Source organism: Streptomyces noursei, from assembly GCF_001646665.1.
GTDB classification, from domain to species: domain Bacteria; phylum Actinomycetota; class Actinomycetes; order Streptomycetales; family Streptomycetaceae; genus Streptomyces; species Streptomyces lavendulocolor.
Genome location: NZ_LWBU01000090.1, coordinates 117,650 through 135,170, shown reverse-complemented (window position 1 = coordinate 135,170; position 17,521 = coordinate 117,650). Strand labels below are relative to the sequence as shown.

General features: G+C 71.8%; 17 protein-coding genes. 9 read left to right on the top strand and 8 right to left on the bottom strand.

The window, feature by feature from the left end; all coding sequences use genetic code 11:
* Positions 1 to 184: 184 nt before the first annotated feature.
* Positions 185 to 775 carry an N-acetylmuramoyl-L-alanine amidase gene (locus A4V12_RS08015; protein ID WP_079136899.1) on the top strand — a complete coding sequence of 197 codons (591 nt, stop codon included), beginning with the start codon at positions 185 to 187 and terminating at the stop codon, positions 773 to 775.
* 10 nt (positions 776 to 785) lie between these two features.
* Entirely contained in the window at positions 786 to 1,709 is a 924-nt protein-coding gene (locus A4V12_RS08010; protein ID WP_064068527.1) for a 1-aminocyclopropane-1-carboxylate deaminase/D-cysteine desulfhydrase, read from the top strand.
* Here A4V12_RS08010 and A4V12_RS08005 read toward each other — a convergent pair.
* Complete coding sequence (locus tag A4V12_RS08005; RefSeq protein ID WP_064068526.1) at positions 1,685 to 3,283, bottom strand: Na+/H+ antiporter; 1,599 nt, start codon at positions 3,281 to 3,283, stop codon at positions 1,685 to 1,687. The genes A4V12_RS08010 and A4V12_RS08005 overlap by 25 nt on opposite strands.
* 139 nt (positions 3,284 to 3,422) lie before the next feature.
* Here A4V12_RS08005 and A4V12_RS08000 point away from each other — a divergent pair, with 139 nt between their 5' ends.
* The 3 genes from A4V12_RS08000 (at position 3,423) to A4V12_RS07990 (ending at position 5,290) form a co-directional block, all read left to right on the top strand.
* The gene (locus A4V12_RS08000) at positions 3,423 to 3,683 is read left to right on the top strand and encodes a UBP-type zinc finger domain-containing protein (RefSeq protein ID WP_064068525.1); all 261 of its coding nucleotides are present in this window, start codon (positions 3,423 to 3,425) and stop codon (positions 3,681 to 3,683) included.
* 240 nt (positions 3,684 to 3,923) lie between these two features.
* Positions 3,924 to 4,337 (top strand): hypothetical protein, encoded by a 414-nt coding sequence (locus tag A4V12_RS07995; protein ID WP_064068524.1) that lies wholly within the window; start codon positions 3,924 to 3,926, stop codon positions 4,335 to 4,337.
* Positions 4,334 to 5,290, top strand: a complete 957-nt coding sequence (locus A4V12_RS07990; RefSeq protein ID WP_234372106.1) for an RNA polymerase sigma factor SigF — start codon at positions 4,334 to 4,336, stop codon at positions 5,288 to 5,290. The genes A4V12_RS07995 and A4V12_RS07990 overlap by 4 nt, the downstream gene beginning before the upstream one ends.
* Here A4V12_RS07990 and A4V12_RS07985 read toward each other — a convergent pair.
* Entirely contained in the window at positions 5,287 to 5,718 is a 432-nt protein-coding gene (locus tag A4V12_RS07985) for a hypothetical protein (RefSeq protein WP_064068523.1), read from the bottom strand. The genes A4V12_RS07990 and A4V12_RS07985 overlap by 4 nt on opposite strands.
* 101 nt (positions 5,719 to 5,819) lie before the next feature.
* Between A4V12_RS07985 and A4V12_RS07980 the strand changes: the two genes are divergently transcribed.
* Complete coding sequence (locus A4V12_RS07980) at positions 5,820 to 6,788, top strand: diacylglycerol/lipid kinase family protein (protein WP_064068522.1); 969 nt, start codon at positions 5,820 to 5,822, stop codon at positions 6,786 to 6,788.
* A 318-nt stretch (positions 6,789 to 7,106) separates the two neighbouring features.
* Positions 7,107 to 7,364 carry a WhiB family transcriptional regulator gene (locus A4V12_RS07975; RefSeq protein WP_003953983.1) on the top strand — a complete coding sequence of 86 codons (258 nt, stop codon included), beginning with the start codon at positions 7,107 to 7,109 and terminating at the stop codon, positions 7,362 to 7,364.
* Between the two features lie 206 nt (positions 7,365 to 7,570).
* Here the strand turns inward: A4V12_RS07975 and A4V12_RS07970 are convergent, their stop codons facing one another.
* Together A4V12_RS07970 and A4V12_RS07965 are read right to left on the bottom strand one after the other, a co-directional pair.
* The gene (locus tag A4V12_RS07970; protein WP_064068521.1) at positions 7,571 to 9,040 is read right to left on the bottom strand and encodes a sensor histidine kinase; all 1,470 of its coding nucleotides are present in this window, start codon (positions 9,038 to 9,040) and stop codon (positions 7,571 to 7,573) included.
* 337 nt (positions 9,041 to 9,377) lie between these two features.
* Complete coding sequence (locus tag A4V12_RS07965; protein WP_064068520.1) at positions 9,378 to 10,427, bottom strand: SIS domain-containing protein; 1,050 nt, start codon at positions 10,425 to 10,427, stop codon at positions 9,378 to 9,380.
* A gap of 102 nt (positions 10,428 to 10,529) precedes the next feature.
* Between A4V12_RS07965 and nagB the strand changes: the two genes are divergently transcribed.
* Positions 10,530 to 11,315: a glucosamine-6-phosphate deaminase gene (nagB, locus tag A4V12_RS07960; protein WP_064068519.1), complete on the top strand. Its 786-nt coding sequence runs from the start codon at positions 10,530 to 10,532 to the stop codon at positions 11,313 to 11,315.
* A gap of 110 nt (positions 11,316 to 11,425) precedes the next feature.
* Here the strand turns inward: nagB and A4V12_RS07955 are convergent, their stop codons facing one another.
* The 4 genes from A4V12_RS07955 to A4V12_RS07940 form a co-directional block, all read right to left on the bottom strand.
* Positions 11,426 to 12,940 carry a glycoside hydrolase family 3 protein gene (locus A4V12_RS07955; protein WP_064068518.1) on the bottom strand — a complete coding sequence of 505 codons (1,515 nt, stop codon included), beginning with the start codon at positions 12,938 to 12,940 and terminating at the stop codon, positions 11,426 to 11,428.
* Between the two features lie 8 nt (positions 12,941 to 12,948).
* The gene (locus A4V12_RS07950; protein WP_423563270.1) at positions 12,949 to 13,818 is read right to left on the bottom strand and encodes a carbohydrate ABC transporter permease; all 870 of its coding nucleotides are present in this window, start codon (positions 13,816 to 13,818) and stop codon (positions 12,949 to 12,951) included.
* A complete protein-coding gene (locus A4V12_RS07945) occupies positions 13,815 to 14,837 on the bottom strand; it encodes an ABC transporter permease subunit (RefSeq protein WP_079136898.1) in 1,023 nt (340 codons plus the stop codon). Before A4V12_RS07945 ends, A4V12_RS07950 begins: the two co-directional genes overlap by 4 nt.
* 232 nt (positions 14,838 to 15,069) lie before the next feature.
* On the bottom strand, positions 15,070 to 16,356 hold the full coding sequence (locus A4V12_RS07940; protein WP_064068517.1) for an extracellular solute-binding protein: 1,287 nt from the start codon (positions 16,354 to 16,356) through the stop codon (positions 15,070 to 15,072).
* Between the two features lie 294 nt (positions 16,357 to 16,650).
* Between A4V12_RS07940 and A4V12_RS07935 the strand changes: the two genes are divergently transcribed.
* Entirely contained in the window at positions 16,651 to 17,415 is a 765-nt protein-coding gene (locus tag A4V12_RS07935; protein ID WP_064068516.1) for a GntR family transcriptional regulator, read from the top strand.
* Positions 17,416 to 17,521: the final 106 nt, after the last annotated feature.

The following is a 17,521-nucleotide window of genomic DNA, read 5'->3' as shown; positions in this document are numbered from 1 at the left end:
ATTACACAAATGAGCGAGACTGGATCTTCACCCACTGGGCATGACACGCGTTTCCCCGTTCCCCAGGCGCCCCAGGGGCGACTGTCCGGATCGGCTCGCACGCCGCCCGAACAGTGAGTCTCCGGGCGCCGCGTTCCGTACCCCACGGGTAGAACCGCCACAGGAACGAACCGAAGGAGGCGGCATGGCCCCACCCATGTCCGCGAACGGCATTCTCGACGCGCTGCGCGACGAGGGCCTCACCGTCGTCGAGGTCGGCGACTGGCGCACCCACAACCGCAACCACAAGGGCCCCTGGGGGCCGGTGCACGGCGTGATGATCCACCACACCGTCACCAAGGGCCGGGACCACACCGTCCGTCTGTGCCGGGACGGCCGCCCCGGTCTGCCCGGCCCGCTCTGCCACGGCGTGATCACCAAGGACGGCCACGTCCACCTGGTCGGCCACGGCCGTGCCAACCACGCCGGCAAGGGCGACCGCGACGTCCTGCGGGCGGTGATCGCCGAGAAGGCGCTGCCGCACGACAACCAGGCGAACGTCGACGGCAACGCCCACTTCTACGGATTCGAGTGCGAGAACCTCGGTGACGGCGAGGACCCGTGGCCCGAGGCGCAGCTGCTGGCCATCGAGAAGGCGGCGGCGGCGATCTGCCGCCGGCACGGCTGGACCGCCCGCTCGGTCATCGGCCACCTGGAGTGGCAGCCGGGCAAGGTCGATCCGCGCGGGTTCTCCATGAAGACCATGCGGGCACGCATCGCGGAGCGGCTGAAGTGACAATGGCCGGGTGAACGCGCTCGGCCCCTCCTCCCTCGACCCGCTCCTCCCCTCCCCCCTGGAGCCGGTCGACGACGAGCGCTTCACCCGGCACGGCGTGCGGCTGCTGCTCAAGCGCGACGACCTGATCCACCCGGACCTGCCGGGCAACAAGTGGCGCAAGCTGGCGCCGAACCTGGCCGCCGCGGCCGGGCGGCCGGTGCTCACCTTCGGCGGCGCCTACTCCAACCACCTGCGCGCCACGGCCGCCGCCGGGCGCCTGCTGAGCTTCCCCACGACCGGGGTGGTCCGGGGCGACGAGCTGGCCGGGCGGCCCCTGAACCCGTCGCTCGCCCGGTGCGCGGCGGACGGGATGCGGCTGCTGTTCGTCGACCGCGCGACGTACCGGGCCAAGGGCGACCCCGAGGTGCTGGCACGCCTGCTGCGCCAGGCGCCCCCGGACAGCGTCGTCGTCCCCGAGGGCGGCAGCAACGCCCTGGCCGTGCGCGGCTGCGCGGAGCTGGGGCGGGAGCTGCGCGACCGGGGCGTGGACGTGGCGGCGGTCGCCTGCGGCACGGGAGGCACGCTCGCCGGCCTCGCGGCCGGACTCGGCGACGACCGCAGGACGGTGGGCGTGCCGGTGCTCCGGGGCGGGTTCCTGGGCGGGGAGATACGGGCGCTCCAGCAGGCGGCGTTCGGCGGGCCGGCGGGCGCCTGGAGCCTCGACGAACGGTTCCACTTCGGCGGCTACGCCCGTACCCCGCCCGAGCTGGAGGCGTTCGCCACCGACTTCGAGGCACGGCACGGACTCGCCATCGAGCGCATATATGTCGCCAAAATGCTGTACGGGCTCGTGACCCTCGCCGAGGAGGGCGCCTTCCCCGCCGGCACGGCCCTCGCCGCGGTGGTCACCGGCCGCCCGGAGGCGTCTCAGTCGTCGGCGGCCTCCCGGTAGGCGGCGGCCTCCTCCAGGTCCAGGCGGCGCAGCAGGGTGCGCATCATCTCGTCGTCGATGCGGCGCTCGTCGCGCAGCCGGACGAAGACCTCGCGTTCCGCTTCGATGACCGCCCGCGCGAGTCTGCGGTAGGTGTCGTCCGCCGACTCGCCGGTGACCGGGTTGGCCGCGCCCAGCCGCTCCCACACGGCGTTGCGCCGCCGTTCCAGGACCGTGCGCAGCCGGTCGGCGAGGGGCTCGGGGAGGGTGTTGCGCTCGTCGGCGAGGAGCTCCTCCAGCCGCCGCTCGGCGGCCCGCGACGCCTCGCTCTGCGCCTGCGCCTCGGCCAGCGTCTCGGCCCGGGTGTCGCGGCCGGGCAGTTTCAGCGCCCGGATCAGCGGCGGCAGGGTGAGGCCCTGCACCACCAGGGTGCCGATCACCGTGGTGAAGGTCAGGAACAGCACCAGGTTCCGGGCGGGGAACGCCTCGCCGGCGACGGTCACCGGGATGGAGAAGGCGATCGCCAGCGACACCACGCCCCGCATGCCCGCCCAGCCGACGATCACCGGTGAGGCCAGGCCCACCTCCGGCTCGCGCTCCCGGACCCGGCGCGACAGCGCCCGCGGCAGGTAGGTGGCGGGGAAGACCCAGACGAACCGGACGACGACGACCGCGAGGAAGACCCCGGCCGCGTACAGGAGGGCCTCGCCGGTCCCGTAGGCACCGAGGTCCCGCACCACGTGGGGCAGCTGGAGCCCGATCAGCGCGAAGACGGACGTCTCCAGCACGAAGGCGACCATCTTCCACACGGCCTCCTCCTGGAGGCGGGTGGCGAAGTCGACCTGCCAGGAGCGGTGCCCCAGGTACAGGGCGACGACGACGACCGCGAGGACTCCGGAGGCGTGGACGCGCTCGGCGGCGGCGTAGGCCACGAACGGGATCAGCAGCGACAGGGTGTTCTGGAGCAGCGGTTCGCGCAGGGACCGGCGCAGCCAGTGGATCGGCACCATCAGGACCAGCCCGACGCCGATCCCGCCGAGCGCGGCGACGGCGAACTCGGTGATGCCGCCGGCCCAGCTGACGCCCTCGCCGACCGCCGCGGCGAGGGCCACCTTGTAGGCGGTGATCGCGGTCGCGTCGTTCACCAGCGACTCGCCCTGGAGGATCGTGGTGATCCGGCCGGGCAGGCCGAGGCGCCGGGCGATGGCGGTGGCGGCCACCGCGTCCGGCGGGGCGATCACGGCGCCCAGCACCAGGGCGGCGGTCAGCGGCAGGTCGGGCACCATCAGGTGGGCGAGGTAGCCGACGGCCAGCGTCGCGAAGAGCACGTAGCCCACCGACAGCAGGGCGACCGGCCGCAGGTTGGCCCGCAGGTCCAGGTACGAGGAGTCCAGCGCGGCCGTGTGCAGCAGCGGCGGCAGCACCAGGGGGAGCACGATGTGCGGGTCCAGGGTGTAGTCCGGCACCCCCGGCACGTAGGCGGCCGCCAGCCCGGCCGCGACCAGGAGCAGCGGCGCGGGCACCGGCGTCCTTCGGGCCGCCCCGGCGATCGCGGCGCTCACCGCCACGAGCGCCACCAATGACAGTGCGTCCATCGTCTCCCCACTCCCGGGCGGTGGCGGCGCAGGGTCTCGCCCTGCCGCCACCCCTCGTCGGCAACCGCCGGGGCCTCGGCGCACCGCCGGGGCCCCGCCCTGGTGCACCACGGCGGGGGCACCTCGTAACCTGGCAATCATGCGCGAGTGCCTGCACGTGACCGAACTGCCACGGCCCGAGCCCGCCCCGCTGTCGCGGACCTGTCCGGAGTGCGCGGCGGACGGGACGCACCCGGTGCAGCTGCGGCTGTGCCTGGTGTGCGGGCACGTCGGCTGCTGCGACTCCTCGGCGGGGCAGCACGCCACCAAGCACTTCAAGGACACCGGACACCCGGTGATGCGGACCTTCGAGCCCGGGGAGAAGTGGCGTTGGTGCTTTGTCGACGGTTCGATCGTGTGACGTCTGGGTACGTCAACCCTCCGCCGGTTTCTCGCGATTGGGCCCCGCAGACCTCTAGCCACTGAGCGTACCCATGTGCTTACCATGAGTGACAGGCGCCGGACCGGGGGGCCCGGCGACACGGCACCACGGATCGCGATAGCGTCACGGCGGACTACGCATACCTGCGTACCGCACGGTTCCGCGGAGGATCTGCCCTCCCGGAGCCCCGAAAGAGCTTGTGCCACCTTGGAGGTGAGGGTGTCCCAGATCGCAGGCGAGCCCGGGACCCAGGACTTCGTGGAAGTCCGGCTGCCCGCTGCGGGTGCCTACCTGTCCGTGCTGCGTACGGCCACGGCCGGCCTGGCGGCGCGTTTGGACTTCACCCTCGACGAGATCGAGGACTTGCGCATCGCGGTCGACGAGGCGTGCGCGATCCTGCTCCAGCAGGCGGTGCCCGGCTCGGTCCTGAGCTGCGTGTTCCGCCTCGTCGACGACTCCCTGGACGTCACGGTGTCGGCGCCCACGACCGACGGCAGGGCGCCGGAGCGCGACACGTTCGCCTGGACGGTGCTCTCGGCGCTGGCCGGCAAGGTCGACTCGTCCGTCGCCGACGACCGGACGGTCAGCATCAGCCTGTACAAACAGCGCGGCGCGGGACCCGGGCCGGCGTGAGGAACGGGGACGGTCCGGTGCGAGACGAGGAGCGCGGCCCGCGGGCACTGAGCTCGATCCCGGAACAACAGGCGCGGCCGCACCCGGTGGACGGTCTTTTGGATGAGCGGGCGGACCGGATGAACGAGCAGCAGCAGCACAACCACCACGATCCGAACGACCGCAGTGGCGCGAGGGCACTCTTCATCGAACTGCGCGCGCTGCCCGACGGCTCGCCGGAGCGGGCCGAGCTGCGCAACCGGCTCGTGCGGATGCATCTGCCGCTCGTCGAGCACCTGGCGCGCCGTTTCCGCAACCGCGGCGAGCCGCTGGACGACCTGACGCAGGTCGCCACCATCGGCCTGATCAAGTCGGTCGACCGCTTCGACCCCGACCGGGGCGTGGAGTTCTCCACGTACGCCACTCCGACGGTGGTCGGCGAGATCAAGCGGCACTTCCGCGACAAGGGCTGGGCGGTGCGGGTGCCGCGCCGCCTCCAGGAGCTGCGCCTCTCCCTGACCACGGCCACGGCCGAGCTCTCCCAGCTGCACGGCCGTTCCCCGACCGTGCACGAGCTGGCGGAGCGCCTGGGGATCTCGGAGGAGGAGGTCCTGGAGGGCCTGGAGTCGGCCAACGCGTACTCCACGCTGTCCCTGGACGTGCCGGACACGGACGACGAGTCCCCGGCGGTCGCCGACACCCTCGGCGCGGAGGACGAGGCGCTGGAGGGCGTCGAGTACCGCGAGTCCCTCAAGCCGCTACTGGAGGACCTGCCGCCGCGCGAGAAGCGCATCCTGCTCCTGCGCTTCTTCGGCAACATGACCCAGTCGCAGATCGCGCAGGAGGTCGGCATCTCGCAGATGCACGTGTCCCGGCTGCTGGCGCGCACGCTGGCGCAGCTGCGGGAGCCTCGTGGAGGAGTGAGGACGGGCGCGGTGCCGCGGGCCGGGCGGCACCTGCCGCACGCCGCCTAGGCGCGTCCCCGGATGCCCAGGGCCGTCGTGGTGGCGGGGTGCAGCAGCAGCGCCAGGCCCGTCACCGCGACGACGGCCAGCGCGATGCCGGCCGGGACGGCCGCGCCGGAGGCCCGCAGGAGCGTCCAGGCCACCGGCAGGGCCATCAGATGTGTGATGATCGCGGGGCCCCGGCTCCAGCTGCGGCACCGCAGCAGTCCGCGCGCGGCCACCAGCGGGATCACCCCCAGGGCGATGAGCGTGGCGCCGCCGGTGAGGGCCTGGGTCAGGCCGTCGGGCCGGCCCGTGAGACTCGTCACCAGGAGGTGGACGCCGCCGGCGATCAGGGCGAGCGCCTCCAGCCCGGACACCGCCGCGGCGGCGGTCACCCGGACGGGACGCGGGGCGGGAACGGCGGGGTCGGCGGGGGTCTGCTCCGTACGGCTCACCCCCGCAGGGTAACCGCCGGGCGGCCGGCGGGCGTGTCCAGCCCGTGGACAGGAAGGGGAGCCGCTGGGCCGGGTACCGCGCGGTAGGTAACCTGGCGGGCATGCGCGCACTCCTCGTGGTCAATCCGGCAGCCACCACCACCAGTGCCCGCACCCGTGACGTGCTGATCCACGCGCTGGCCAGCGAGATGAAGCTGGAGGCCGTCACCACCGAGTACCGGGGTCACGCCCGCGACCTGGCCCGCCGGGCCGCCGAGTCCGAGGACGTCGAGCTGGTCGTGGCGCTGGGCGGGGACGGCACCGTCAACGAGGTGGTCAACGGTCTGCTGCACCACGGCCCCGACCCCGACCGGCTCCCGCACCTGGCGGTGGTGCCCGGCGGGTCCACCAATGTCTTCGCCCGCGCGCTGGGGCTGCCGAACGACGCGGTGGAGGCGACCGGCGCGCTCCTGGACGCGCTGCGCGAGCAGCGCGACCGGACCGTCGGCCTCGGTCTCGCGGCGGGTACGCCGGGCACGGAGGACGAGTCGGTTCCGGCCCGGTGGTTCACGTTCTGTGCCGGTTTCGGGTTCGACGCGGGGGTGATCGGCCGGGTCGAACAGCAGCGCGAGCGCGGCAAGAGATCGACGCACGCCCTCTACATCCGCCAGGCCTTCCGCCAGTTCCTGGACGAGCCGCGCCGCGGCCGCGGGGCGATCACCCTGGAGCGTCCGGGCCACGACCCCGTCCACGACCTGTCGCTGTCGATAGTCTGCAACACCGCCCCCTGGACCTACCTGGGCAATCGCCCGGTGTACGCGTCGCCCGGGGCGTCCTTCGACACGGCGCTGGACGTACTGGCGCTCAGCCGGCTGTCGGCGGCTTCGGTGGCCCGGGCCGCCACCCAGCTGCTGACCTCCAGCCCCGAGCGCGGACCCCACGGGAAGCACGCCCTCTCCCTGCACGACCTGACCGACTTCACCTTGCATTCGAAGGTGCCGCTGCCCTTCCAGATGGACGGAGACCACCTGGGTCTGCGCAGCAGCGTGACGTTCACAGGCGTTCGTCGTGCACTGCGTGTGATTGTGTGAGTGGAAGGGCCGTTGGTCCTTTATCTCGAACGTATGGGCCAGGGTCCACCCCATAGAAGTACGGCTGTGACCTAGCCGACACCGAGGAATCAAAAAAAACTTTCCAGAAGGGGTTGTATCCGCCGCCGAGGTTTGCGAATCTCTACATGGCGATCGGGACGGCCCGCAAGACCGGCCTCCAGTGAGAGCCAGAACCCCTCCTCAAATCCAGGACCACACCAGTTCATCTGGCGTTCGGCCCTTCACTTGTTGAGGGATTCGTGAAAGCGTTCACATTCACAAGCAACTTGCATGCAACACCAAGGAGAGGTAGCAGCCATGGACTGGCGTCACAACGCCGTTTGTCGTGAGGAAGACCCCGAGCTGTTCTTCCCCATCGGCAACACCGGTCCTGCGCTGCTGCAGATCGAGGAAGCCAAGGCTGTCTGCCGACGCTGCCCCGTCATGGAGCAGTGCCTGCAGTGGGCGCTCGAGTCCGGCCAGGACTCCGGCGTCTGGGGTGGCCTCAGCGAGGACGAGCGTCGCGCCATGAAGCGCCGCGCCGCCCGCAACCGGGCGCGTAACGCCAGCGCCTGAGCGACGCCACCGCTACGAGCCTGAGCCAGGCGGCGCGTACAGCGTGTACGCACTGACCCGCCTCCCGAGCCGCAGCGCGCAGCAGTAACCCAAAGCGTTCGAGCCCCGGACCGTCTCCCACGGTCCGGGGCTCGCTGCTGTTCCCGGGTGCCCGCGTCGCCGCTGTTCCCGGGCGCCCGCCCGCTTCGCCGCTCTCCGGGCCGCGGCTACTTCTGGGCCCGGACGGGCACGTCGAGCACCACGCGCGTGCCGCGCCGGGGGGCCGGCTGCATGTCGAACGTGCCGCCCAACTCCCCCTCCACCAGCGTCCGTACGATCTGCAGGCCGAGGTTGCCGGCCCGCTGGGGGTCGAAGCCCTCGGGGAGCCCGCGGCCGTCGTCCTGCACGGTGATCAGCAGCCGGGCGTCGTCGGCGCGGGTGTCCCCGCGTACCGCCGAGACCTCGACCGTGCCGTGCTCGGCGGGGCCGAAGGCGTGCTCCAGCGCGTTCTGGAGGATCTCGGTGAGCACCATCGACAGCGGGGTGGCGACCTCCGCGTCGAGGATGCCGAAGCGGCCGTTGCGGCGGCAGGTGACCTTGCCCGGAGAGATCTCGGCGACCATCGAGATCACCCGGTCGGCGATCTCGTCGAACTCGACGCGCTCGTCCAGGTTCTGCGAGAGCGTCTCGTGGACGATGGCGATCGAGCCCACGCGGCGCACCGCCTCGTTGAGCGCCTCGCGGCCGCGGTCGGAGTCCATCCGGCGGGCCTGGAGGCGCAACAGGGCGGCGACGGTCTGGAGGTTGTTCTTCACCCGGTGGTGGATCTCCCGGATGGTGGCGTCCTTGGTGATCAACTCCCGTTCGCGGCGCCGCAGTTCGGTGACGTCCCGGAGCAGGACCAGGGAACCGATGCGGGTGCCCTTGGGCTTGAGCGGGATGGCGCGCAGCTGGATGACGCCGCCGTTGCCCTCGACCTCCGCCTCGCGCGGGGCGTACCCGCTGGCCAGTTTGACCAGGGCCTCGTCCACGGGGCCGCGGGAGGGGGCGAGTTCGGCGGTGATCTGGCCGAGGTGCTGTCCGACCAGGTCGGCGGCGAGGCCGAGGCGGTGGTAGGCCGAGAGGGCGTTGGGGGAGGCGTACTGGACGACGCCGTCCGCGTCGAGGCGGATCAGCCCGTCCCCGGCGCGCGGCGAGGCGTCCATGTCGACTTGTTGACCAGGGAAGGGGAAGGCTCCGGCCGCGATCATCTGCGCCAGGTCCGAGGCGGACTGGAGGTAGGTCAGCTCCAGCCGGCTGGGCGTGCGGACCGTGAGCAGGTTGGTGTTGCGGGCGATCACTCCCAGTACGCGCCCTTCCCGGCGTACGGGGATGGACTCGACCCGCACCGGCACCTCCTCGCGCCACTCCGGGTCGCCCTCGCGCACGATCCGGCCCTCGTCGAGCGCGGCGTCGAGGAGCGGGCGGCGGCCGCGCGGGACGAGGTGGCCGACCATGTCGTCCTGGTAGGAGGTGGGTCCGGTGTTCGGCCGCATCTGGGCGACGGAGACGTACCGGGTGCCGTCGAGGGTCGGGACCCACAGCACCAGGTCGGCGAAGGAGAGGTCGGAGAGCAGCTGCCACTCCGAGACCAGCAGGTGGAGCCACTCGAGGTCGGACTCACTCAGAGCGGTGTGCTGGCGGACGAGGTCGTTCATGGAGGGCACAGGTGGAGCGTACCCGCGCACACGTATCTGGTGTTCTGCCGGTGGGTGAGGGAGTATGGGTGATGGATTATCGATCGCCGACCGATGGACAGACCAGATTGGTCTAGTCCACAATGCCACAAGTGAAGCTTCCGCCCTCCCCGCACAGGAGGGTGGATCGAGGTACCCGGCGCTCTCTGCCCTGACTGCGCCGAGTCCTCCCCACGGCCGCGGGACCGCACACCCGACGGCCGGGCAACTCCGGGCTGCGGTGCCGGACGGGTTGAGGGTCCCGTCCCGGCGCCGCGGCCCGCGGGTCTTTCCGCCCCCTCCCCCTCTTCCCCGCGCGTCAGCGGGTCTCGGTGACCTTGGCGAGGGCGCGGGGCGCGTCCGGGTCCTGGCCGCGGGCGATGGCGACCTCGTGGGCGAGGAGCTGGAGCGGCAGGATCTCCAGGATCGGCTGGAGCTCCTCCGGCAGCCCCTCCGTCGGCAGGACGAACCCGGCGGAGGCCGCCTCGACCTGCGGGCGGGGGCCGATGACGACGAGGTCCGCGCCCCGGCCGCGCAGGCGGTCCAGCACCGGCTGGAGCGCGGCGCCGCCCTTCCCGTCCGGGACGACCGCGATGACCGGGGAGATGTTGTCCACCATGGCGAGCGGACCGTGCAGCAGGTCCGCGCCCGAGTAGGCGAGGGCGGGGATGTAGCTGGTCTCCATCAGCTTCAGTGCGGCCTCCTTGGCCGTGGGGTAGCCGTAGCCGCGTGAGGTGATCACCATGCGCTCGGCGAAGCGGTAGCGGCCCGCCAGCGCGTGGACCTCGGGGCGGCGGTCGAGGACGCGGGCCGCCAGGCCGGGGACGGCGACGGCGGCACCGGCGCCGCCGTCGCCGCGCAGCCCCTCCACGAAGAGGTAGAGGGCCAGCAGCGAGGCGGTGTACGTCTTGGTCGCGGGCAGCGCCTTCTCGGGGCCGGCGAGGATGTCGACGTGGTGCTCGGAGACCGCCGCGAGCGGGGAGTCCGCGTTGTTGGTGACGGCGAGCGTGACGGCGCCCGCCTCCCGGGCCGCCCTGGTGGAGGCGACCAGGTCGGGCGACCCGCCGGACTGGCTGACGGTGATGACGAGGACGTCGGTGAGGTCGGGCGTCGCCCCGTAGGCGGTCGTCGTGGACATGGAGGTCAGCCCGCAGGGCAGGCCGAGCCGGATCTCCAGCAGGTACTTGGCGTACAGGGCGGCGTGGTCCGACGTGCCGCGGGCCGCCAGCAGGACGAAACGCGGGCTGCGGGCGGCCACCGCGCGGGCGGTGGCGCGGATCGCGGGGGCGCCCTCCTCCAGGATCCGGCGCAGCGCCCCGGGCTGCTCCGCCATCTCGCCCGACATGATCCGGCCCGGCTGATCGCTCATGCGCACCAGTCGAGCAGGGCGCCCGGGAACCCGCCAGTCGGAGGGGCCATTCTGCTAGATTGGTCTATACCACATACGTTCTCTGAGATCGGCAGGCCCAGCGTGGAAGTTGTCATCGTCCAGGACGCCAAGGCAGGCGGCGAACTCATCGCCGAGGGCATCGCCGGCCTTCTGCGCCGCAAGCCCGACGCGCTGCTCGGCGTGGCCACCGGCTCCACCCCGCTGCCCGTCTACGAGGCGCTGACCGCCAGGGTCCGGGCCGGGGACGTGGACGTGTCGCGGGCCCGGATCGCGCAGCTGGACGAGTACGTCGGGCTGCCGGCCGGACACCCCGAGTCCTACCGCTCCACGGTGCTGCGCCAGGTCGTCGAGCCGCTGGGGCTGAGCCCCGACGCCTTCATGGGCCCCGACGGCTCGGCCGAGGACGTCCAGGCGGCGTGCGAGGCGTACGACAGGGCGCTGGCCGAGGCGGGCGGGGTGGACCTCCAGATACTCGGCATCGGCACCGACGGGCACATCGGCTTCAACGAGCCGTGCTCCTCCCTCGCCTCCCGCACCCGCATCAAGACGCTGACCGAGCAGACCCGCGTCGACAACGCGCGGTTCTTCGAGGGCGACATCGACCAGGTGCCCCACCACGTGATCACCCAGGGCATCGGCACCATCCTGGAGGCCCGGCACCTGGTCCTCCTCGCCACCGGCGAGGGCAAGGCGGACGCGGTGGCGCAGACCGTCGAGGGGCCGGTCGCCGCCCTCGTACCGGCCTCGGCGCTCCAGCTGCACCCGCACGCCACGGTGGTCGTGGACGAGGCCGCCGCCTCCAAGCTGAAGCTCGCGGACTACTTCCGCCACACCTACGCCAACAAGCCCTCCTGGCAGGGCCTGTAGACCGCGCGGAGGAGCGGACGGCCCGGGAGGCCGGGGAAGCACGAGGAGGGGGCCGGCTCGTCGCCGGCCCCCTCCTCCGTCCGTTCACGCCTCCGCGGGCGCCCGGGGGATCACGCCCCCGCGAGCACCTCCGCCGCGGCGGTCCCGCACACCCGCGCCGCCCCGTGCGTCGCGATGTGCAGCGCCCCCCGGGCGGGGGCCTGGTTCACGCCCATCTCGACGACCACCGTCTCCGGGCGGACCGCCAGCAGCGCGTCCAGCGCGCCCGCCATCCAGGGGTGCCGGTGGACGTCCCGCACGACCGCGACGATCCGCCGCTCCCCCGCGTCCCGCAGGACCCGGTCCGCGGCCGTGTCGGCGGCGTACGTACCCGTGGTCGTGCCCGGCATCAGCCGCGCCAGCTCCGGTCCCACGCCCCACGGGGTCTCGTCCCCCACCGCGATGTTGGTGGCCGGGGTGAAGGCGGCGACATGGGCGGGCGCGGTGAGCGGCCCGCCCGCGCCGGTGACGCGCAGCGCGCGCCGGGCGGCCACCAGGCCGATGTCGGTGCCGGGCGCGGTCCCCTCCTCCGAAGCCGCGCCCGGCTCCGTCTCGGCCCCCCTGGCCCGGTGCGCCTGGGTCCAGGACGCGAGCGCGCGCACGCGCGCCGCCGCGTCGGCCAGTCGCTCCTCGGGCAGTTCGCCGGTCCGTACCGCGTCGACCAGCGCGTCGCGCAGTCGCAGGACGGTCTCCTCGTCCGCGAGGCCGCCGCCGACGCAGATGGCGTCGGCGCCCGCCGCCAGTGCGAGGACGGAGCCGCGCTCGATGCCGTACGTCGAGGCGATGGCCTGCATCTCCATGCCGTCGGTGACGATCAGGCCCTCGTAGCCCAGTTCCCGGCGCAGCAGACCGGTGAGGATCTGCGGGCTCAGGGTCGCCGGGCGGTCCGGGTCGAGCGCGGGAAGCAGGATATGCGCGCTCATCACCGATTTGGAACCCGCGGCGATGGCGGCACGGAAAGGCACCAGCTCACGGGCGTGCAGTGTGGCGAGGTCCACATCGATGCGCGGCATCGCCAGGTGCGAGTCGACGTTGGTGTCGCCGTGCCCGGGGAAGTGCTTGGTGCACGCGACGACGCCGACGGACTGAAGGCCCTCGATGTACGCCACGGTGTGGCGGGCCGCGAGGTGCGGGTCGGCGCCGAAGGACCGTACGCCGATGACCGGGTTGGCCGGGTCGGAGTTGACGTCCGCGGAGGGCGCCCAGTTGAAGTCGACGCCGCAGGCGGCGAGCCGGCGGCCGAGCTCCGCGGCCACGGCCCGGGTCAGGCCGGTGTCGTCGACCGTGCCGAGGGCGAGGTTGCCGGGGAAGGACGAGCCGCTGCGCACCTCCAGGCGCGTGACGTCGCCGCCCTCCTCGTCGATGGCCACCAGGACGTCGTCCCGCTCGGCGCGCAGCCGGGCGGTCAGCGCGGCGAGCTGGTCCGGCGAGGCGATGTTGCGGCCGAACAGGCCCACGGAGGAGAGCCCTTCACCGATGCGCCGCAGCAGCCAGTCGGGCGGCGTGGTGCCGGTGAAGCCGGGCTGGAGGACGGTGAGCGCGTCCCTGACCAGGGTCGGGGAGGCGCCGCGTACGAGGGTCGTCATGGGTGCCGTTATCCCTTCACTGCGCCGGCGGTCATGCCGCCGACGGCCCGGCGCTGGAGGAAGAGGAACACGATGAGGACGGGCAGGGCGAAGAGCGAGGAGGCCGCCATGGTGGCGCCCCAGTCGTTGCCGAAGGCCGTCTGGAACTGGGTGAGCCACAGGGGGAGGGTCTGGGCGGTCTTGTCCTTGTTGAGGATCAGGACCATCGCGAACTCGTTCCAGGCGGTGATGAAGCCGAAGAGCGAGGTCGACATCAGACCGGGCGCCAGCAGCGGGAAGATCACCTTGCGGAAGGCCTGGCCGCGGGTGCAGCCGTCGATCTGGGCGGCCTCCTCCAGCTCGACCGGGACGGCGGCGATGAAGCCGCGCAGGGTCCAGATGGTGAAGGGCAGCACCATGACGAAGTAGATGGCGGTCAGCAGCGGGATGCTGTTCAGCATGTCGCCGTCGCGGGCGATCATGTACATCACGATGACCATGACCTCCCAGGGGGCCATCTGCGCCATCATCACGCCGAGCACCAGGCCCTTGCGGCCGCGGAACTTCATCCGGGCGATGGCGAAGCTGGCCGCCAGGGCGACGACCAGGGCGAGGAGGACCGCGCCGATCGTGACGGTGAGGCTGTTGCCGACGTACGTCCAGAACAGGTCGACGCCGGTGGCGGTCGGGTAGTTCTCGAACGTCGGCGTGAAGAGGAACACCGGGTCCTTGGTGAGGATCTCCGACTGCGGCTTCAGCGAGGAGCTGAACATCCAGTAGACGGGGAAGGCGAAGAGCACGGCCAGGACGAGCGCGGCGGCGTTCTTGGCGACCGTGCCGGGGCGCAGCGGCCTGCGCCGGCGCAGCACCTGCGGGGTCGGGGTGGTGGTGGTGCTCACTGCTCCTCCTCCTGCTTCAGGATCAGGCGGAAGTAGAAGGACATGGCCGCGATCAGCATCACGATGGTCAGTACGGAGATGGCGGCGGCGAGGCCGTAGTGGGCCTGGCCCTGGCCCTCGATGTAGGCGAAGACGGGAAGGGTCTCCGACTCCCGGTCGGGGCCGCCGAGGTTCATCGCGTACACCTGGGCGAAGGCCTTGAAGATCCAGATGATCTCCAGGAACGTGGTGATGAGGAAGAACGGCTTGAGGTTGGGGAAGACCACGGACCAGAAGGTGCGCCAGCCGCTGGCGCCGTCCATCTTGGCCGCCTCGTACAGCTCCGTGCCGACGGTGGTGAGAGCCGCGTACATGTTGAGCGCGACGAACGGGATCGAGCCCCAGACCAGCAGGATCATGACGATCACGAGGGTGGAGAAGCCGGTCTCGAACCAGTTGTGCTGCTCGTAGCCTTCGAGGCCCAGCGAGCGCATCAGCCAGTTGACGACGCCGAACTGCTCGTCGAAGAGCCACCGGAACACGGTGACGGAGGCGACGATCGGCATGGCCCAGGCGAGCATCAGCGACAGCGACAGGAGCAGGCGCATCTTCGTGCCGAGCCGGTTGAGCAGCAGGCCGATCAGGGTGCCGATGACCATGATCAGGACGACGTTGGCAGCCGTGAAGACGACGCTGCGGACGACGACGGTCCAGAACGCGGAGTCCCCCAGCAGCTCCGTGTAGTTCTCGACGCCGATCCACTCGGGCTTGCGGGTGATCAGTTCCTTCCGGTTGACCTGCTGGAAGGAGAGGATCACATTGCGGACCAGCGGATAGAGCAGCAGCACCGCCATGGAGAGGACGGCGGGGCCGATCAGCAGGTAGGGCAGCGTCCCGTGGGGCAGGGAGCGCCTGCCGCGAGGAGGCTGGAGGACGTGCTTCGAGCCGGACGGGGGTGGCGGGGTCTTCGGCGTCCCCGCCTCGCTCCCGGGCGCGTCCTGAGGAGCGGCGCTCACCGCTCCCTGGGAGTCCACGGTCATGGTCTTCTTCCTCGCGGTTCTGTGCTGACCGGGTCATGGGCCCGGTGGGGTGACCGGCACAGGGTCATCGGTCGCCCCACCGGGCGGCTGTGGCGACCGTGCCCGGCGGGCCGCGGCGCGCCGGCCGGGGCCGGCCGGGCACGGCGGGGCGGGCGGGTCGCTCGCGACGGGCCGGCGCCGGCGGCGCCCCGGGGAGGGGGCGGCCGCCGACGGCCGGCCACGGGGTGATCGGCTACTGCTGGTTGACGCGCTCGGTGATCACCTTGTCGGCCGCCTCGCCGGCCTTCTTGGCGTCCTCGCCCTTGAGCACCTTGGTCATGTAGTCCTTGATCGGGTTGGGCGCGGTCTCGACGTTCGCCCAGCCCGGGGTGACCGGGGTGATCTTGCCGACGGACGCGGCCTGGGCCATGGCCTCGGCGAACGAACCGGCGGCCGGCTTGAACTGCGCCGCGTCGTTGTTCGGCAGCAGCGCGCCCTGGGTGGCCTCGGCGTACTTGGCCATGTGCTCCTTGCCGGCGGCCAGGGCCAGCCACTCCTTGGCCAGGTCCTTGTTCGGCGAGCGCTCGGACACCGCGAGGTTCGAGCCGCCGAAGAAGACGGAGCCGGGCTTGTCGGCGGTCTTGCCCGGGATCGGGAAGTAGCCGAAGTCGGCGGTCTTCTTGACCTTCTTCATGGCGTCGATCGCGCCGCCGGCCTCCCAGCCGAGGCCGATCCAGGACGCGACGCCGCCCTTGGGCACGATGTCGGTGGACTGCTGCGGGGTCGCCTCGTCCTTGTCCTTCGGAGCGGTCGAGTACGACTGCAGCTCCTTGTAGAAGTTCATGGCGGCCACGGCCTCGGGGGAGGACAGGTTGCCCTTCCACTTGTCGCCGTCCTTGACCGCGAGGTCGCCGCCCTCGTCCCAGACGAAGCCGGCGTAGACGTACCAGCTCTGGCCGGGCAGGTAGATGGGCTGGCTCTTGGGGTCGGACGCCTTGAGCTTCTTCAGGCCGGCGATCCACTCGGCACGGGTCTTCGGCGGGGTCACCCCGGCCTTCTTGAAGGCGGCCTTGTCGTAGACGACGACGCGGTTGGCGGCGTACCAGGGGGCGGAGTAGAGCTTCCCGTCCAGCTCGTTGGAGGCGAGCATGCCCTTGTTCCAGCCGTCGGCGCCGAGCTTGGCCTTGTCCTCGGTGAGGTCGGCGAGACCGCCCGTGGCGGCGTAGCCGGCGGTCTGGGTGTTACCGAGCTCCAGGACGTCCGGCGGGGTGTCCTCGGAGAGGGCGGTGGTGACCTTCTCCTGGATGCCGTTCCACTGCTGGATCTCGACCTTGACCTTGACGCCCTTGTGCTTGGCCTCGAACTCCTTGTTGACGTTCTTGATCCACGCGTCGGGAGCCGATCCGTCCATCACCCAGACGGTGAGGGTCTTGTTGCCACCGGCGTCGGTGCTGCCCCCCTTGCCGTCGTCCGAGCCACACGCGGCAATACCGACCATCATGCCCGCGACGCCTATCGCCGCGATGAGCTTGCGCTTCACGCCACCCTCCTCAGGGATGCCTGCAAACCCTGCCCCCACCGCGAAGCCATACCGGTGTACTGCCCGTGCTGCCCGTGGGACTGGGACCTGGTCTTTAATGGTTTAGACCAGTAACCCGGAGCTTGGCCTAGACCTTTAGGGGTGTCAAGGGTGTATAAGAAGGGCAGTCGGGTCCGTTACCGGACCGACACCTGAGGGAGGGCGACGACCCGTGACCGGTCCGTGCCACCATGTGAGCCGCAATAGACGGAGGAGCCGGTGACGGCAACAGCACAGGAGTCGGGAAGGCGGGCCATGGCCACGGATGGGGGCGGCACCGAGACCGAGGGCGGGGCAGCCACCCGCACGGCGCGCGTGCCCAAGTACTACCGCCTCAAGCGGCACCTGCTGGACATGACGGAGACGATGCCGCCGGGCACGCCGGTGCCGCCGGAGCGGACGCTCGCCGCCGAGTTCGACACCTCCCGCACGACCGTGCGGCAGGCGCTCCAGGAACTGGTCGTCGAGGGCCGCCTGGAACGGATCCAGGGCAAGGGCACGTTCGTCGCGAAGCCGAAGGTCTCGCAGGCGCTCCAGCTCACCTCGTACACCGAGGACATGCGCGCGCAGGGCCTGGAGCCCACCTCGCAGCTGCTGGACATCGGGTACGTGACGGCGGACGACACGCTCGCCGGGCTGCTCGACATCTCCCCCGGCGGCCGGGTGCTGCGCATCGAGCGGCTCCGGCTGGCGAGCGGCGAGCCGATGGCCATCGAGACGACGCACCTGTCGGCCAAGCGCTTCCCGGCGCTGCGGCGGTCGCTGGTGAAGTACACCTCGCTCTACACCGCCCTCGCCGAGGTGTACGACGTCCACCTCGCCGAGGCGGAGGAGACCATCGAGACCTCCCTGGCGACCCCCCGGGAGGCCGGCCTGCTCGGGACCGACGTGGGCCTGCCGATGCTGATGCTCTCCCGCCACTCGCTGGACGGGAACGGCGAGCCGGTGGAGTGGGTCCGCTCGGTGTACCGGGGCGACCGGTACAAGTTCGTGGCGCGGCTGAAGCGGCCGAACGGCTGAGCCCGCGGCCCGGCCGTCGCCCGCGCACGGCCGGGCCCCGCCGCCCGGCGGCCCCAAAGCGTTGCCGTACCGATATGCGGACGGGGGGTGACGCTGCGCGAGGTGC

Excerpts from the sequence above, each read along its gene's own strand:
- A4V12_RS07935 (WP_064068516.1), top strand. The coding sequence starts at position 16,651 with ATGGCCACGGATGGGGGCGGCACCGAGACCGAGGGCGGGGCAGCCACC.
- A4V12_RS08005 (WP_064068526.1), bottom strand. The coding sequence starts at position 3,283 with ATGGACGCACTGTCATTGGTGGCGCTCGTGGCGGTGAGCGCCGCGATC.
- A4V12_RS07970 (WP_064068521.1), bottom strand. The coding sequence starts at position 9,040 with ATGAACGACCTCGTCCGCCAGCACACCGCTCTGAGTGAGTCCGACCTC.
- A4V12_RS07965 (WP_064068520.1), bottom strand. The coding sequence starts at position 10,427 with ATGAGCGATCAGCCGGGCCGGATCATGTCGGGCGAGATGGCGGAGCAG.
- A4V12_RS08000 (WP_064068525.1), top strand. The coding sequence starts at position 3,423 with ATGCGCGAGTGCCTGCACGTGACCGAACTGCCACGGCCCGAGCCCGCC.
- A4V12_RS07945 (WP_079136898.1), bottom strand. The coding sequence starts at position 14,837 with ATGACCGTGGACTCCCAGGGAGCGGTGAGCGCCGCTCCTCAGGACGCG.
- A4V12_RS08015 (WP_079136899.1), top strand. The coding sequence starts at position 185 with ATGGCCCCACCCATGTCCGCGAACGGCATTCTCGACGCGCTGCGCGAC.
- A4V12_RS07980 (WP_064068522.1), top strand. The coding sequence starts at position 5,820 with ATGCGCGCACTCCTCGTGGTCAATCCGGCAGCCACCACCACCAGTGCC.
- A4V12_RS07975 (WP_003953983.1), top strand. The coding sequence starts at position 7,107 with ATGGACTGGCGTCACAACGCCGTTTGTCGTGAGGAAGACCCCGAGCTG.
- A4V12_RS07955 (WP_064068518.1), bottom strand. The coding sequence starts at position 12,940 with ATGACGACCCTCGTACGCGGCGCCTCCCCGACCCTGGTCAGGGACGCG.